The organism is Acidimicrobiales bacterium, assembly GCA_022452035.1.
Classification (GTDB): Bacteria; Actinomycetota; Acidimicrobiia; order Acidimicrobiales; family MedAcidi-G1; genus UBA9410.
On sequence record JAKURV010000017.1, the window covers coordinates 16171 to 31592 of the forward strand.

Consider the following 15422-nt stretch of genomic DNA (forward strand, 5'->3'; position numbering starts at 1 on the left):
TCACCTTCCATGGCCCCTCCCGTACACCTAACGTTTCTCGGCGGGCTGGGCGAGATCGGTCGTAACTGTGCTGCCCTGGAGTCCGAGGGACGCATCGTGTTGCTGGACTGCGGGCAGTTGTTCCCCGACGATCTTCCCGGGGTCGACGCGGTGCTCCCAGACTTCACCTGGCTGCTGGAGCGGGCCGACCGGATCGAGGGCTGTGTGGTCACTCACGCCCACGAGGACCACATCGGAGGACTTCCCTACCTGCTGCGGTCCTTGGCAGGCGAGGGTGTCTCGATGCCGATCTATGGCGCGCCGTTCACGCTGGGAATGGTGCGGGGCAAGCTGAAGTCGGCCGGCCTGCCCCTGCCCGACCTGGTGGAACTGGGAGACCATGCCCGCCTGCCCATCGGCCCGTTCGACTGCGAGTTCCTGCCCGTCACGCACTCCACGCCGAGTGGCCTGATGACCGTCTTTGGGACGTCGCAGGGCCGCATCCTCCATTCCAGCGATTTCAAGTTGGACCCGACCCCCATCGACGGTCGGGTGACCGACCTGGGTCGCCTGAGGGAGCTGGCCGACGGCGACGGGATCCGCCTCCTGCTGGCCGACTCGACCAACGCGGGGATTGCCGGTTCCTCGACCTCGGAGGCCACGATCGGTCCGGTGCTACGTCAGGTTTTCGCCGACCACGAGGGTCGCCGGATCATCGTTGGAGCCTTTTCCAGTCACATCCACCGGATCCAGCAGGTGGTTGACGCGGCGGCAGAAACGGGGCGGACGGTGGTGGTGTTGGGCCCGTCGATGGTGCGCAACGTCACCTTGGCCCGGGAGCTTGGCCTGTTGCGGATCTCGGACCGGATGCTGGCCACCGATGAGCAGTTGGAGGACCTGGATCCGGCCACCACGTGCGTGGTGTGCACCGGCTCACAGGGTGAGCCCCGGGCCGCCCTGAAGCGCATGGCCGACGGCAGCCACCGATTCCTTAACGTGGGCGACCAGGACACCGTGGTCTTCTCCTCGCATCCCATTCCCGGTAACGAGGCCGCCGTGTCCCGCCTCCACAACGCACTGGCCCGCCGGGGTGTCCAGCTGGTGCACAGCGGCCAGCTGGGCGTGCACACCACCGGGCACGGCAAGGCCGACGAGCTGTTGGCACTCCACGAGGCTGCCGACCCGGACCTGTTCATCCCGGTGCACGGGGAGTACGCCCACCTGGTCGCCCACCACGACCTGGCCCTCGGGCGGGGGATGCCGGAGGGCCAGGTGATGCGCTGCACGGACGGCGATCGGGTCTCGTTGAACGACGCGGGGCTGGTCCGGGCCGGCCGGGTTTCCGACGAGTACGTGATGGTCGACGAGTCTGGTCGCCAGGTGTCCGAGACGCTGGTCGAGGAGAGGCGGGCCATGTCGGGCGAGGGATTCGTGTTCGTCCGGGTAGTGGTGGACGGTCGCAAGGGTCGGTTGGTGGGTAATCCGGTGGTCGAGAGTCGGGGCTGGGTGGAGCCAGACGACCGGGACACCTGGCACCGCGACGTGGCCGAAGCGGTGACCGAGGCGGTCGCCTCGGCCGTCGGGGACGGCCAGCGTGAGCCCCGGGAACTGGAGCGCCTGACCCGCCGGGCCACCGGTCGCCTGGTCTCCAGGCGGACCGGTCGCCGTCCAGCCCTCGTTCCCACCGTTGAGGTCCGCTGACCCTCGGATCGGGCCGTTTCACGCCCCCGGACCGTGCTTGGGCTGCCCCGGGGGCGTCACCCCCCGGTGGTACCGTCGATTCCGATGGCTTCCCGTTTCGCGCGCCCCGGCCCGACCGGAAAATCCGCTGATGGCAAGGGAAAAAACCGGTCACGCGACACTTCGACGAGCACTGCCGGCCGGGAAGTTGAGGCTTCCGTCCCGTTGCTGCGACGCATGGCCCGGGCGGCCTTCGGCGGTCGGGGAGACGAGGTCCTCGGTCTCCTACTGGTCGTCGGCGGCCTACTGACCGGCCTCTCGGTCTACCTCGAGCGTGCCGGTGTCGTCGGTCGGGTCGTGGACTCCGGCCTGGGCTGGTCGGTCGGGACCACACGGGTGGTCCTGCCGGTAGCCATGGTGGCGACCGGCCTGGCCATGTTCCGGGAACGCAGCGAGCTGGGCGAGATCTCCAAACGCCTTCCAGTGGGCCTGGTAATGGCCGTGCTGAGTGTGACCGGCCTGCTGCACATCACCAGGGGCCGCCCCGGGCTGGACGACGGCGCCGACGGGCTCGGCGAGTCCGGAGGCCTGATCGGCCTAGCGGTGGGCGGCGGCCTGGAGGCCGGCGTGGCTACCTGGGGTGCCGTGCTCATCCTGTCCGGTATCGGGTTGGTGGCCGCCGCCGTGATCACACGGACCACGGCACGGCAGGCAGCCCGAGGAGCGGCCCGGGGGGCGGCTTTCACCGCCCGCCACGCGGCTCGCGGTGCCGCGGGAGGGTTACGGCCTGCCCTACGGGGCCTGCGCAACTGGCTCCAGGGCCTCCTCACCCCACCGGGAGGCGACCACGCCCCTGTGTCGACCCCCGAGCCGGCCCCCGCACCCGTGACGCCGCCCCCCGAGCCTCCGGCCGCCACGCCGACACCGCCTCGGTCGCGCAAGCGCCGGACAAAGGTGGTGCCACCGGAGGCCGGCGAACAGCTCACCATCGAGCTGGGGGCTGCGGTGGCCGACTCGCCCTGGCGCCTGCCGCCCCTGGAGTACCTGGCCCGCCAGGAGACCCACGACGTCGACGCCAAGGCAGTGGAGGAGCGAGGCCATCGCCTCCAGGAGGCGTTAGCCGCCCACGGGGTCGAGACCCGCTTGGTCGAGATGACCGTAGGCCCGACCGTTACCCGCTACGCCCTCCAGTTGGGCGAAGGGGTCAAGGTCTCCAGGGTCACCAGCCTCAACAAGGACATCGCCTACGCCCTGGCCGCCGCCGACGTCCGGATCCTTGCCCCCATCCCCGGCCAGCAGGCCATCGGCATCGAGGTCCCCAACGAGGACCGCGAGGTGGTGGCCCTGGGCGACATCCTCGCCTCGCCCGAAGCGGCCAAGGCCCGGCATCCGCTAGAGGCGGCCATTGGCCGCGACATCAGCGGACGCTCGGTGATGCTGAACCTGGCCACCATGCCCCATCTCCTGATCGCCGGGGCTACGGGGGCTGGCAAGTCATCGTGCATCAACTCGTTCATCACCTCGATCCTGATGCGCTCAACACCCGACCAGGTGCGGATGATCCTCGTAGATCCCAAGCGGGTCGAGATGGGCCAGTACGAGGGTGTGCCACACCTCCTAACTGCTCCAGTGACCGACCCCAAGAAGGCGGCCAACGCCCTGCACTGGGCCGTCCGGGAGATGGAGCGCCGCTACGACCTCCTGTCCACCTGCGGGTTCCGTGACATCAGCGGTTACAACGCGGCGTTCGACCGGGGCGACCTGCGGGCACCGCTGGGCATGGCCGAGGAGGACGGCGAGCCGGTCTCGTACCAGCGTCTGCCGTTCATCCTCGTGGTGGTCGACGAGCTCTCCGACCTCATGATGGTGGCCGCCCGCGACGTGGAGGACTCCATCTGCCGCCTGGCCCAGATGGCCAGGGCCGTGGGCATCCACTTGGTGGTGGCTACCCAGCGTCCGTCGGTCAACGTCATCACCGGCGTCATCAAGGCCAACATCCCGGCCCGCCTGGCCTTCGCTGTGTCCAGCCTGGCCGACAGCCGGGTCATCCTCGACCAGCAGGGCGCCGAACGCCTGGTGGGATGGGGCGACATGCTTCTACTCGGCCCGAGCTCCAGCGTGGCCCAGCGCATCCAGGGTGCGTGGGTGGACGAGCACGAGGTCCGCCAGGTCGTGGAGTTCTGGACGGCTCAGGCCCGGACGGCGGCTGACGCCGATGAGGCCGAGGTCGAGGCCCACGATCCGACCGGTCCGGTCGACAAGACCGCCAGTGTCGGGACGGCGCCCGACATCACCGAGGACTCGACCCGACCGGCCACCGCCGGCACCTCGGACGACGACGAACTGTTCGAGGAGGCCCGGCGGCTGGTGGTGTCCAGCCAGCTGGGCTCCACCTCGATGCTGCAGCGCAAGCTGCGGGTGGGCTTCGCCCGGGCGGGCCGGCTGATGGACCTACTGGAGGAGGCCGGGGTGGTGGGCCCGTCGACTGGTTCCAAGGCCCGCGAGGTTCTCATCGTGGCCGACGGGCTCGAGAACCTCACCGAACAGGGCCTCTAGGCCACCGGTCGGCGGCCGGTAGCGTCGGGTCGTGGTCCTCAACATCCTGCTGCTTGCGCTCGGCGTGGCCGGGCTGACAATCGCCGCCGATCGCTTCGTGGTCGGGGCGGCGCAGGTGGCCGCCCGGTTGCGGGTTTCGACGGTGGTGACCGGCGCCCTCATCATCGGGTTCGGTACGAGCGCCCCCGAGCTGGTCGTCTCGACCCTGGCGGCGCTGACCGAGGGGGCCGAGGGCACGGCGTTGGCCGTGGGCAACATCGTGGGTTCGAACGTCGCCAACTTGACGTTGGTTCTGGCCATCCCGGCGCTGGTTTTCGGAAGCGTGCGTATCGAGACGGGGGTCAAGCGCCAGGCGGCGCTCTCCGCATTCGGGGTTACGGTCTTTGCCGCCCTGCTCTTCTTCGCGGAGCCGTCGGCCTGGTGGGGAGTGATGCTGCTGATCCTTACGTTGGCTGCCCTGCGGGCCGTCCTCTGGCTCGGCGATCGGTTCGGTGGCGTACCGCCACCAGATACCACCGAGGGAGCGAGTCCGTGGATCCGGACAGTGGTTGGGCTGGTCGGGACCGTCGGCTTCGCCTACCTGGTGGTCCGGTCGGCAACCTCGATTGCCGACGACCTGGGCTGGACCGGGGGCTTCGTGGGATTTGCCCTCGTGGCGGTGGGTACGTCGCTGCCCGAACTCGTCACGGCGCTAGCCGCCGCCCGAAGGGGCGAGTCGGGGCTGATCCTTGGCAACCTGCTGGGCTCCAACCTCTTCAACGGCCTCATGGTCGGGGCGGCGGTGTTCCTCGCCAACGGTGCGACTCCGTACGACAAGGTGTCAGGACTGCCAGATGAGCCACTACTCGTCATGGTTGCCGTGTCGTGGGGAGTCATCTGGTTCATGAGGACCGGCCGGCGGATCGACCGGCGTGAGGCAGCATTTCTGATCGTCGCCTATGCCGGCCTCCTCGGCTGGTTGGCCACCAACTCCGCCGTGGCCTGAGCGCCGGGCCGGGCGGCCGGGTGTCGAGCCCGTAGCCTGAACCGATGATGGGAGCCGGCACCTACCACCTCGTCACGCTGGGCTGTCCGAAGAACCAGGTGGACTCGGACAAACTCGAGGGTGTGCTGGTCGCTGACGGCCACTCGTCGGTGGATCAGGCGTCCGACGCCGACCTGATTGTGGTCAACACCTGCGCATTCATCGAAGATGCCCGCCAGGAGTCGGTCGACACCGTGCTGGCCCTGGCCGACCAGCAGCGGGACGGTGCTCGCCTGGTGGTCACCGGCTGCATGGCCGAGCGGTACGGCGACGAGCTGGCTTCCGTCCTGCCTGAGGTCGACCGGGTGGCTGGGTTCGGGGTGCCGGTAACCCTCGGGCGACGTCCCGATGCCCCGACGTCAGAGCTCCCCTCCTTCGACCTGTTGAACCTGCCCCGTCCGGCAGCGGCCCGCCCGTGGGCTTACGTGAAGGTCGCCGAGGGGTGCGACCGGTCGTGTGGATTCTGCGCCATCCCCACCTTCCGTGGTCCGCAACGCAGCCGGACGGCGGCCTCCATCCTGGATGAGGTGGACGCCCTGGACGCCCGTGAGGTGGTGCTGGTAGCCCAGGACCTCGCCTCCTACGGCCGCGATCAGGGAGAGGGCGAGCGGGCCATCGTGCCGCTGGTCGAGGCGGTGGCCGACCTGGTGGACCGGGTCCGCCTGCTGTACCTGTACCCGTCGGACCTGACCGACCGCCTGGTGGCCACCATCTGTGCCACCGGCGTCCCGTACTTCGACCTGTCCCTTCAGCACGTATCGCCCCCGCTAATGCGCCGCATGCGGAGGTGGGGCGACAGCGAACGCTTCCTGGAGCGCATCGCTCACATCCGCAGCGTCGAGCCCGAAGCCGCCCTGCGCTCCAACTTCATCGTCGGCTACCCGGGCGAGACCGAGGAGGACCACGACGCCCTGCTGGCCTTCGTGGAGGCTGCCAACCTGGACTGGTGCGGGTTCTTCGCCTTTAGCCGCGAGGAGGGGACCCACGCCGCCTCCCTGGACGGCGAGGTCGCTCCCGGCCTGATGGCCGAACGTCTCCACGAGCTGGGCGAGATCCAGGATCGGATTACGGCTAACCGGCGGGATGCCCTCATCGGGCGCACAGTGACCGTGCTGGTCGACGAGTCAGGAGTGGGACGCACCCACCGCGAGGCGCCGGAGATCGACGGCATAGTGATCGTTCCCTCCGCCCTGCCGGTCGGCCGGTTCGCCGACGTCACGGTGACCGGGGCGCTCGGACCTGACCTGGTGGCGGCATGAGGCACTTCCGGACCGTGGTCTCTCCAGCCAACCTGGTAACTCTGGCCCGCCTGGTTCTGGCGCCAGTCCTATTCGCCCTCGTGCTGGGGGCCGAGGACCGTGACGGCGCGACATGGGCCGGGTTCGCCCTCGGCTCAGTGCTGGCCGCCACCGACTACTTCGACGGCATCCTGGCCCGCCGCCGGGGCACGATCAGCCGCTGGGGGGCGTTCCTAGACCCGTTGGCCGACAAGGTGGTGGTGATCGGTGTGGCCGTCTGCCTGGCCATGGTGGGTCGCTACGCCTGGCTGCCGGTCGTCCTGCTGGCCGTCCGGGAACTGGCTATCACCCTTTACCGCCTGTGGTTTGCCCGGCAGGGGTTGGCCGTACCGGCCCGGCGGTCAGCTAAGTGGAAGACCATCGTCCAGGGCACGGCGCTGCTGATCGCCGTAATGCCACCAATGCGGGACGCCGACCTGGTGGTCGACGTCGCCCTGTGGCTGGCTGTGTCCTTCACCCTGGTGACCGGCGCCCAGTACCTGCGGGACGGGCGCAGGGCCACCAGCCCCACCGGGTCGCGGTCCGGCTGACCACCGCGGAGGGAGAGGACGTCGTGCGTTGCGAGGTGGTGGCGGTCGGAACGGAGCTGCTGCTGGGCCAGATCGTTGACACCAACTCGTCGTGGATCGGGGAGCAGTTGGCCCTGGCCGGCATCGACTGCCATCGCCACACCGCGGTGGGTGACAACCGGGATCGGATGCGCGACGCCATAGCCGACGCCCTGGGCCGGGCCGACGCCGTGATCGTGACCGGGGGCCTGGGACCCACCCAGGATGACATCACCCGGGATGTGTTGGCCGAGGTGCTGGGCGTGGACCTGGTCCGGGACGACGCCCTGGTGGAGAGGATCGAGGCCGTGTTCGGTGGCCGGGGGCGCGCCATGCCGGCCAACAACCTGAGACAGGCCGAGGTGCCGGTCGGAGCTCGGGCCATCGAGCAGATGCCAGGCACAGCGCCGGGCCTGGTATGCCCAGTGGGCGAGGGGGGCGACGACAGCCCCCGGGTCCTCTACGCGGTGCCCGGGGTGCCCTGGGAGATGCGTCAGATGGTGGAGGGCACGGTCCTGCCCGACCTGAAGCGGCGGGCTGGGATCGCCAGCGTCATCCGGTCGCGGACGCTACGCACGTGGGGCCAGTCGGAGTCAGGGCTGGCCGAGGACCTGGCCGACGAGATCGACCGCCTGGACACCGAAGGTGGGCCGACGCTGGCCTTCCTGGCCAGCGGCATGGAGGGCCTGAAGATCCGGATCACCGCCAAGGCGGCTAGCGGACCCGAGGCCGAGGCCCTGCTGGCTGACGAGGAGGCGCGTGTCCGCAGAATCGTGGGGCCCATCGTGTTCGGAGTGGACGACCAGACCATGGAGTCGGTCGTCCTCGACCTACTGGTCGATCAGGGGCTCCGGCTGGCCACCGCCGAGTCGATGACCGGTGGGATGGTCGGGACCCGCCTCACCGAGGTTCCGGGTTCCAGTCGGGCCTACGTGGGATCGATGGTGGCCTACGACGGTGACGTCAAGCGCTCGCTCCTGGGCGTTCCCGACGGCCCGGTGGTCGGAGAAGCCGCCGTCGAGGCCATGGCTATCGGGGTGTGCCGACTGCTGGGGGCCGATGCGTCGGTGGCCGTAACCGGGGTGGCGGGGCCCGACCCGCAGGACGGCCAAGAGCCGGGCACAGTCTGGATGGCCACCTGTGTGGACGGGGTCGTGGAGTCGGTCCGGGTCCGGTGGCCGTTCGACCGGACGCGGACCCGTCAGTTCACGGTTATTTCGGTCCTCGACGCCCTGCGCCTGCGCCTGCTAGACCGCGCCGGGCACTGACCAGTAGCCGGAGGCCCGTCATGCGGTGCTTCGTCGCCGTCCTCCCACCGCCCGAGGTGTTAGACGTCCTGGCCCGACTGGACCGACCGGCGGCCCCGGGGGTGCGCTGGACCCATTATGACCAGTGGCACGTGACCCTACGGTTTCTGGGCGAGGTGGACCCGGGCGAGGTCAGCGTCGCCCTAGCCGGACTGAACGCCGAGGCGGTGGTGGCCGCCATGGGGCCGGCGACGATCGTGCTGGGCGGGCACGCCGTGGTGGTTCCGGTGTCCGGCCTCGACGGGCTGGCCGCATCCGTGGTGACCCGGACGGCCCTGGTGGGGGAGCAACCCGAGGACCGGCCCTTTGTGGGGCACCTCACCCTGGCCCGTCTTGGGGCCCCGGCACCCCCTGGGTCGGTCGGGGTTCCGCTAGCGGCCGAGTTCCCGGTGGGTGAGGTGTGCTTGGTGGCTAGTCACCTGCTTCACGACGGCGCCGCCTACGAGGTGCTAGAGCGATTCGCCCTGACTGGCTGACAGCGCCGGTCAGGCTGGGGCCTGCTCCTCGAGCACGATGCAGGCCGAGTTGATGCAGTAGCGGTCACCGGTGGGTGCCGGGCCGTCAGGGAACACGTGGCCGAGGTGGGCACCGCACGTGCCGCAGGTGGTCTCGGTCCGAACCATGCCGAGGCTGGTGTCGGCCCGGGCGTCAATCCGAGCGTCCTCGGCCGGAGCCGTGAAGCTCGGCCAGCCGCACCCGGAGTCAAACTTGGCAGCGCTGTCGAACACCACGGCGTCGCACGCTGCGCAGCGGTAGGTTCCGGTTCGCTTCTCGTCCCAGTAGGTGCCGGTGAAGGCCCGTTCGGTTCCGGCCTCCTGGGTGCAGTGCCAGGCCATCGGGTCCAGGCGTTCACGGAGGTCGGGGTTCCGTTCGGCGTGGGCGGTCCGCTTCTCTTCGGGGGTGAGCTGGTCATCCATGGCCTCTGACGGTAGTTCCCGTGCCATCCATGACCGATTCGGAGGAGAATACTTGCATCGAACGCCTGTTCGCAATTACGCTGTTGTCATTCGTTCCGGACCCGTTGTCACAGGCCTTTCCTAGAGTCGCCGGCGACAACTCCGACAGACATCCAGAAACCTGACCAGGACCACGAGGGTCCGGAGAGAACGGAGCAACCAACATGGCGAAGCATGGCAGGACGATGAGCGGTGGCGACCTTGAGGCGGGGGCCGAGCGCACCAAGGCCCTCGACATGGCCCTGGGCCAGATCGAGAAGCAGTTCGGAACCGGCGCCGTCATGAAGATGGGCGACAAGGGCTCCATGGCCATCGAGACGGTGCCCACCGGAGCCCTGGCGCTGGACCTGGCGTTAGGCATCGGTGGCATCCCACGGGGGAGGGTCGTTGAGATCTTCGGGCCGGAGGGCTCGGGCAAGACCACCCTGGCCACCCACGTTGTCGCCGAGGCACAGCGCAACGGCGGCATCTGCGCATACATCGATGCTGAGCACGCAATGGATCCGACCTACGCCCGGGCCATCGGCGTCGATGTAGACGAACTCCTAATCTCCCAGCCCGACACCGGAGAGCAGGCCCTCGAGATCGCCGACATGCTCGTACGCTCCGGGGCTCTCGACGTGGTGGTAATCGACTCCGTAGCTGCCCTCACCCCACGTGCCGAGATCGAGGGCGAGATGGGCGATGCACACGTGGGCCTGCAGGCCCGCCTCATGTCCCAGGCTCTACGCAAACTCACCTCCAACCTCAACAAGTCCCAGACGATCCTCATCTTCATCAACCAGTTGCGGGAAAAGATCGGCGTGATGTTCGGATCACCGGAGACCACGCCCGGTGGTCGAGCCCTGAAGTTCTACTCCTCGGTCCGCTTGGACATCCGTCGGATCGAGGCCATCAAGGATGGCCTCGAGGTGGTGGGGAACCGCACCCGGGTCAAGGTCGTCAAGAACAAGTGCGCCCCGCCGTTCCGCCAGGCCGAGTTCGACATCATGTACGGGCGTGGCATCAGCCGTGAGGGTTCCGTGGTGGACCTCGGGGTGGACCTGGGCGTAGTCAAGAAGTCAGGGGCTTGGTACACGTACGAAGGCGAACAGCTCGGCCAGGGCAGGGAGAACGCCAAGAAGTTCTTGCTGGAGAATCCCGAGGTCATGGTCGAGATCACCGACCGGGTTTGGCGGGAAGTCCAGCCTGTCGAGGAGCTGGAGGCCGAGCCGGAGGCGCCGACCGAGGTCCAAGCGGTGGCCGACGAGTTCACCGAGGCCGACGACCTTCCGATCTCCCTGGAGGACTGACGGGGGTTCCCTCCTCCCGCCCCTCCGGGGTTCAGTGCTCGGCCCCGGCCTGCCCCGACGGGGGCGCCGGGGCCGTAGCCTCTGCACCGTGGAGAGGACCTACGCGGTGCGCACCTACGGGTGCCAGATGAACGAGCACGACAGCGAGCGCATCGCCGGCCTGCTCGAAGCTGACGGCCTAGTTCCGGCGTCCACCGAGGATGAGGCCGACGTGATTGTCCTCAACACGTGCTGTATCCGAGAGAACGCCGACAACAAGCTCTACGGCGCCCTGGGCCACCTGAAGGCGCTCAAGGACGCCCGTCCAGACGTCCAGTTGGCGGTAGGGGGCTGCTTGGCCCAGAAGGACCGCGACCTGATCCAGCGGCGCGCTGGCCACGTCGATGTCGTATTCGGTACCCACAACGTGCACCGGGCCGCTGAGCTGCTGGCCGAGGCCCGGGCCAACGGGCCGGTCTTGGAGATCCTGGAGGAGACGGCTCGAGACGATGCCGAGGCCTTCCCTTCAGCGCTTCCTACCCAGCGTGACGCTGACCATAAGGCCTGGGTGACCATCCAGATCGGGTGTGACAACTCCTGCGCCTTCTGCATCGTGCCGTCGGTCAGGGGGCCGGAAATCAGCCGGCCGTTCGGGGAACTCCTCGGCGAAGTTGGGGATCTAGCTGAGGACGGGGTGACCGAGGTGACCCTGCTGGGACAGAACGTCAACTCCTACGGACGGGACCTGACCGTGCGCCTCCGGTCGTTGGATGCCGGACCCGCTGATCGGTTCGAAGCCGGTCGACGCTGGGCTGAGGATTCCTCCCGACGCGCCCAACCACTGTTTGCCGATCTCCTAGTTGCCGTGGGTGAGGTCGACGGCATCCGTCGGGTCCGGTTCACCAGCCCGCATCCCAAGGACCTGCGCCCGGAGACCATCGTGGCCATGTCGGAGACCGCTGCCGTGTGTGAGCACCTGCACCTTCCCCTCCAGTCGGGGAGCGACCGCATCCTGGCCGCCATGCACCGCGGCTACACCGCCGAGCGGTACATGGAGCGCCTGGCGGCCGCACGGGCCGGTATTGAAGACCTTGCCGTTACCACGGACCTCATCGTGGGGTTCCCCGGGGAGACCGAAGTTGACTTTGAATCCACTCTGGAAATGGTTGCAGAGGCCGGTTACGACTCGGCGTACTGCTTCGTCTTCTCCCCCCGAGCAGGGACGGAGGCGGCGACCATGGTCGGGGACTTCGTCGACCACGACGTCTGCGTAGACCGCTTCGAACGTCTGCAACAGGTCCTGAAGCGGTCGGCGATGCTCACCCACCGGGCCCGTATCGGCCGGGTCGAGGAGGTGGTTATCGAGGGTCCTGCCAAGCGGGAACCCGACCAGGTCACCGGGCGGACTCGCCAGAACAAGCTGGTGCACCTGGCGGCGGCCGACGGCCTGCGCCCCGGGGCGTACGCCGACGTCCAGATCGTCGATGCCGCCACCCACTACCTTCATGCCGACCTGGTGGAAGTCACGGCCCCGCCCCAGCACCGACGCCGGATCCCCGTCGCGTCGGCCTGAGGACGGTGGCCCCTAACGGGCACCTGGTGGTCATCGGGGCCACGGCGTCGGGCAAATCGGCCCTGGCCCTCGAGGTGGCACGGCAGCGCCCCGGCGTGGAGCTGATCTCAATGGACTCCATGGCCCTCTACCGGGGAATGGACATCGGTACAGCGTCGCCCACGTTGGCCGAACGCAACGAGGTTCCACACCACCTGTTGGACATAGTCGATCCCACTGAGGAGTTCACGGTCTCGGAATTCCAAAAGGCGGCCTCCGGAGCGCTAAACGACATCACGGACCGGGGACAGAGGGCCGTGATGGTGGGAGGAACCGGCCTACACGTCCGAGCCGTGGTGGACGACCTGGAGATCCCTGGTCGTTACGACCAGGTTCGGGCTGACCTGGAGTCCGACGACGACACCGTGGGCCTCCACGCCCGGCTACTCGACTTGGATCCGGTAGCTGCTCAGCGGATGGAGCCGACCAACCGGCGGAGGGTCCTGCGGGCCCTCGAGGTGACTCTCGGATCCGGTCGTCCCTTCTCATCATTCGGACCGGGGCTGGAGGCCTACCCTCCCACCCGGTTTACCCAGGTGGGTCTCCGGGTGGACCGCGACGTGCTGGACCGCCGCATCGCCGAACGGTACGAACGCCAGATGGACGAAGGGTTCCTCGACGAGGTCCGTGCCCTAGCCGCCCTCCCGGGAGGCCCCTCCCGGTCGGCGGCCCAGGCCCTCGGCTACCGGGAACTCCTCGCTCACCTCCGGGGCGAGTGCACCCTGGACGAAGCTGTGGGCGATGCCGTAGTAGCTACCCGCCGGTTTGCCCGCCGCCAGGAGCGGTGGTTCCGTCGGGATCCCCGGATCCAGTGGTTTGACGTAGCTGAGGAGCCGCTGGCCGTTCTGGAAAGCGTGCTCGAGGCCTTCGACCGGTGCGGAACCGAGCAGTGACGGCCCGGGTCGCCGGGGAACGGACCGTGTCGGCCGGTCAGTCGTGGACGAGACTGGTCCTGTGCACCTGACCCGCCACCATGGCCTCGGCAACGACTTCCTGATCACCTTTGCCGACGAGGTGCCCGACGGCGCCTCGGAACTGGCCCGCCGGCTTTGCCACCGGACGGACGGCATCGGCGCTGACGGCTTGGTCTTCGGTACTCCGGACGACGTTCACGACCGTTCCTTCACCCTGTTCAACAGCGACGGCAGTCGGGCCGAGTTGAGCGGCAACGGCCTCCGGTGCTTCGGCCAGGCCCTGCTTCGCGAGTCGGTCACTGACGGTATTGACCTGGTGGTGGGAACGGCGGCCGGGCCCCGGCGCGTCGTGGTTGACGGCTCCCCGGCCGACGAGGAGGTCCTAGCCACGGTCGAGATGGGTTCGGCCGGGCCGGGTCCGTCGTTTGATGGCCTAGAGGTCGACCTGGGTGGCCAAGAGGTACGGAGGATGGAGAGCGCCGACGTGGGTAACCCCCACCTGGTGGTCCTGGTCGACGATCCGGACACCGTGGACCTGGGCCGAGTAGGCCCGGTCGTCGAGGCGGCCTTCGCCCCGGTGGGCTGCAACGTAAACCTGGTCTCCGTTCAGGATCGGTCGGAGGTCCGCCTGCGGACCTGGGAGCGAGGGGCCGGCCTCACCGAGGCGTGCGGCACCGGAGCCTGCGCGTCGGCCCACGTGCTCCGATCGTGGGGCCTGGTCGACGAGGTGGTGGCCGTCCACATGCCGGGTGGTCGGGCGACGGTGACCGTGGCCGACCCGATCCTCCTGACTGGTCCGGCCGTCCACGTCGACGACCACGATGTCGACCCAGTGGTCACCCCTGATGGCTGATCCCACCGACGACCTCGACCCGTTCCCCAACGGGGTGGTCGACCCGGACGACGGAGAGACCCACCGGGGTGCGTTCGGGGAGTTCGGCGGCGAGGCCACGGGCCTCATCGACCGGGCCTTTCGGGAGCGGATCGTCTTGGCCGGTGTCACCCTTGAGCGGGCCGATCCTGAGGCCACCGACGCCTCCATGGACGAGCTGGCTCGCCTGGTGGACACTGCCGGGGCCGACCCGGTGGCCCGTGTACTCCAGCGGCGTGAGGCTCCCGACCGGGCCACCTACGTCGGTCGGGGCAAAGCCCAGGAGATCCTGACGGTGTCAGAGGCCGTGGACGCCGACACCGTGGTCTTTGACAACGACCTCACCCCGGCACAGCAGGGAAACCTCGAGGCGATCCTGAAGCGAACGGCGTTGGATCGCACGGCGGTGATCCTTGACATCTTCGCCCAGAACGCCAGCAGCCCGGAGGGCAAGGCCCAGGTCGAGCTGGCTCAACTTCGGTACCGGCTCCCCCGGCTCCGCCACTCGGGGCGTATTTTCAGCCAGCAAGCCGGCGGCATCGGGACCCGGGGACCCGGGGAGACGCAGTTGGAGGTGGATCGTCGTCGGCTCATGCGCCGAGTCACCCGTCTGGAGTCCGACCTCGGACGTATCCGCAAGAACCGGTCGACCCAGTCCAAGGCCCGTCACCGGACTAGTAACCGGGCGGTTGCCATCGTTGGCTACACCAATGCCGGGAAGTCCACGCTCCTGAACCGCCTGACCGATGCCGGGATCCTGGTCGAGGACCGGCTGTTCGCCACGCTCGACGCCACGACGAGGCGACTCCAGCTCCCTGGCGGTGAGGCGGTGTTCCTCAGCGACACGGTCGGCTTCATACGCAAGCTGCCTCACCAACTGGTCGAGGCCTTCAAGTCGACGCTCGACGTGGTGGTCGACGCCGACCTCCTGGTCCACGTTGTAGACGCCTCGGATCCTGACCCCGAGGGTTGCATTGCCGCTGTCCGGTCCGTGCTGGACGAGATCGGTGCTGAGCGCGTACCCGAGATGTACGCCTTCAATAAGGCGGACCTGGCTCCCGAGTCGGCCTCCCGTCTCGTAGACCGGGAACCGGGGTCGGTGGCCGTTTCGGCAGCCACCGGCGACGGCCTCGACGACCTGCTGGCTGCCGTGGGCCGTCAGCTCCGACGCCACACCGTCGTGGCTGAACTCTCGGTGCCCTACGACCGGGGCGACATCCTGGCCATGGCTCACCGGGAGGGCGAGGTCCTTGACGTCGAGGAGGAGGCCGAAGGCTGGACCATCCGGGTCCGAGTCGACGATGGCTCAGCGGGCCGCCTGGCCGGGTACCGGACCAACACAGAAAACGACGAGGAGGCCGGTCGGTGACGGGTGCAGTCGATCCGAACGGGTTTGTCCCACCGCC

13 protein-coding genes are annotated in these 15422 nt (G+C 68.7%); 12 read left to right on the forward strand and 1 reads right to left on the reverse strand.

Annotated elements, in window-relative coordinates; translation table 11 throughout:
* The first annotated feature begins 9 nt into the window (after positions 1 to 9).
* The 7 genes from MK181_07305 (at position 10) to thpR (ending at position 8868) form a co-directional block, all read left to right on the forward strand.
* Positions 10 to 1680, forward strand: a complete 1671-nt coding sequence (locus MK181_07305; GenBank protein MCH2419606.1) for a ribonuclease J — start codon at positions 10 to 12, stop codon at positions 1678 to 1680.
* Between the two features lie 84 nt (positions 1681 to 1764).
* Positions 1765 to 4215: a DNA translocase FtsK gene (locus tag MK181_07310; GenBank protein MCH2419607.1), complete on the forward strand. Its 2451-nt coding sequence runs from the start codon at positions 1765 to 1767 to the stop codon at positions 4213 to 4215.
* A gap of 31 nt (positions 4216 to 4246) precedes the next feature.
* Complete coding sequence (locus MK181_07315) at positions 4247 to 5200, forward strand: sodium:calcium antiporter (protein ID MCH2419608.1); 954 nt, start codon at positions 4247 to 4249, stop codon at positions 5198 to 5200.
* A 44-nt stretch (positions 5201 to 5244) separates the two neighbouring features.
* Positions 5245 to 6498, forward strand: a complete 1254-nt coding sequence (rimO, locus tag MK181_07320) for a 30S ribosomal protein S12 methylthiotransferase RimO (protein ID MCH2419609.1) — start codon at positions 5245 to 5247, stop codon at positions 6496 to 6498.
* Entirely contained in the window at positions 6495 to 7067 is a 573-nt protein-coding gene (locus MK181_07325; protein MCH2419610.1) for a CDP-alcohol phosphatidyltransferase family protein, read from the forward strand. The genes rimO and MK181_07325 overlap by 4 nt, the downstream gene beginning before the upstream one ends.
* Positions 7068 to 7090: 23 nt before the next feature.
* Positions 7091 to 8353: a competence/damage-inducible protein A gene (locus tag MK181_07330; protein MCH2419611.1), complete on the forward strand. Its 1263-nt coding sequence runs from the start codon at positions 7091 to 7093 to the stop codon at positions 8351 to 8353.
* Positions 8354 to 8373: 20 nt separating this feature from the next.
* The gene (gene thpR / locus MK181_07335) at positions 8374 to 8868 is read left to right on the forward strand and encodes an RNA 2',3'-cyclic phosphodiesterase (protein ID MCH2419612.1); all 495 of its coding nucleotides are present in this window, start codon (positions 8374 to 8376) and stop codon (positions 8866 to 8868) included.
* Between the two features lie 9 nt (positions 8869 to 8877).
* Here thpR and msrB read toward each other — a convergent pair whose 3' ends face one another.
* Positions 8878 to 9309: a peptide-methionine (R)-S-oxide reductase MsrB gene (msrB, locus tag MK181_07340; protein ID MCH2419613.1), complete on the reverse strand. Its 432-nt coding sequence runs from the start codon at positions 9307 to 9309 to the stop codon at positions 8878 to 8880.
* A 224-nt stretch (positions 9310 to 9533) separates the two neighbouring features.
* Here msrB and recA point away from each other — a divergent pair, with 224 nt between their 5' ends.
* The 5 genes from recA to hflX all read left to right on the forward strand — a co-directional run bounded on the left by recA (position 9534) and on the right by hflX (position 15385).
* Positions 9534 to 10640: a recombinase RecA gene (recA, locus tag MK181_07345; protein MCH2419614.1), complete on the forward strand. Its 1107-nt coding sequence runs from the start codon at positions 9534 to 9536 to the stop codon at positions 10638 to 10640.
* 88 nt (positions 10641 to 10728) lie between these two features.
* On the forward strand, positions 10729 to 12192 hold the full coding sequence (locus MK181_07350) for a MiaB/RimO family radical SAM methylthiotransferase (GenBank protein MCH2419615.1): 1464 nt from the start codon (positions 10729 to 10731) through the stop codon (positions 12190 to 12192).
* A gap of 5 nt (positions 12193 to 12197) precedes the next feature.
* Entirely contained in the window at positions 12198 to 13124 is a 927-nt protein-coding gene (miaA, locus tag MK181_07355) for a tRNA (adenosine(37)-N6)-dimethylallyltransferase MiaA (GenBank protein MCH2419616.1), read from the forward strand.
* Positions 13125 to 13185: 61 nt separating this feature from the next.
* Positions 13186 to 13998, forward strand: a complete 813-nt coding sequence (gene dapF, locus MK181_07360) for a diaminopimelate epimerase (protein MCH2419617.1) — start codon at positions 13186 to 13188, stop codon at positions 13996 to 13998.
* Complete coding sequence (gene hflX / locus MK181_07365; GenBank protein ID MCH2419618.1) at positions 13991 to 15385, forward strand: GTPase HflX; 1395 nt, start codon at positions 13991 to 13993, stop codon at positions 15383 to 15385. Before dapF ends, hflX begins: the two co-directional genes overlap by 8 nt.
* Positions 15386 to 15422 lie beyond the last annotated feature (37 nt).

Coding starts and splice junctions, on each gene's coding strand:
- MK181_07305 (MCH2419606.1), top strand. CDS start 10: ATGGCCCCTCCCGTACACCTAACGTTTCTCGGCGGGCTGGGCGAGATC.
- MK181_07310 (MCH2419607.1), top strand. CDS start 1,765: ATGGCTTCCCGTTTCGCGCGCCCCGGCCCGACCGGAAAATCCGCTGAT.
- rimO (MCH2419609.1), top strand. CDS start 5,245: ATGATGGGAGCCGGCACCTACCACCTCGTCACGCTGGGCTGTCCGAAG.
- MK181_07325 (MCH2419610.1), top strand. CDS start 6,495: ATGAGGCACTTCCGGACCGTGGTCTCTCCAGCCAACCTGGTAACTCTG.
- thpR (MCH2419612.1), top strand. CDS start 8,374: ATGCGGTGCTTCGTCGCCGTCCTCCCACCGCCCGAGGTGTTAGACGTC.
- msrB (MCH2419613.1), bottom strand. CDS start 9,309: ATGGATGACCAGCTCACCCCCGAAGAGAAGCGGACCGCCCACGCCGAA.
- recA (MCH2419614.1), top strand. CDS start 9,534: ATGAGCGGTGGCGACCTTGAGGCGGGGGCCGAGCGCACCAAGGCCCTC.
- hflX (MCH2419618.1), top strand. CDS start 13,991: ATGGCTGATCCCACCGACGACCTCGACCCGTTCCCCAACGGGGTGGTC.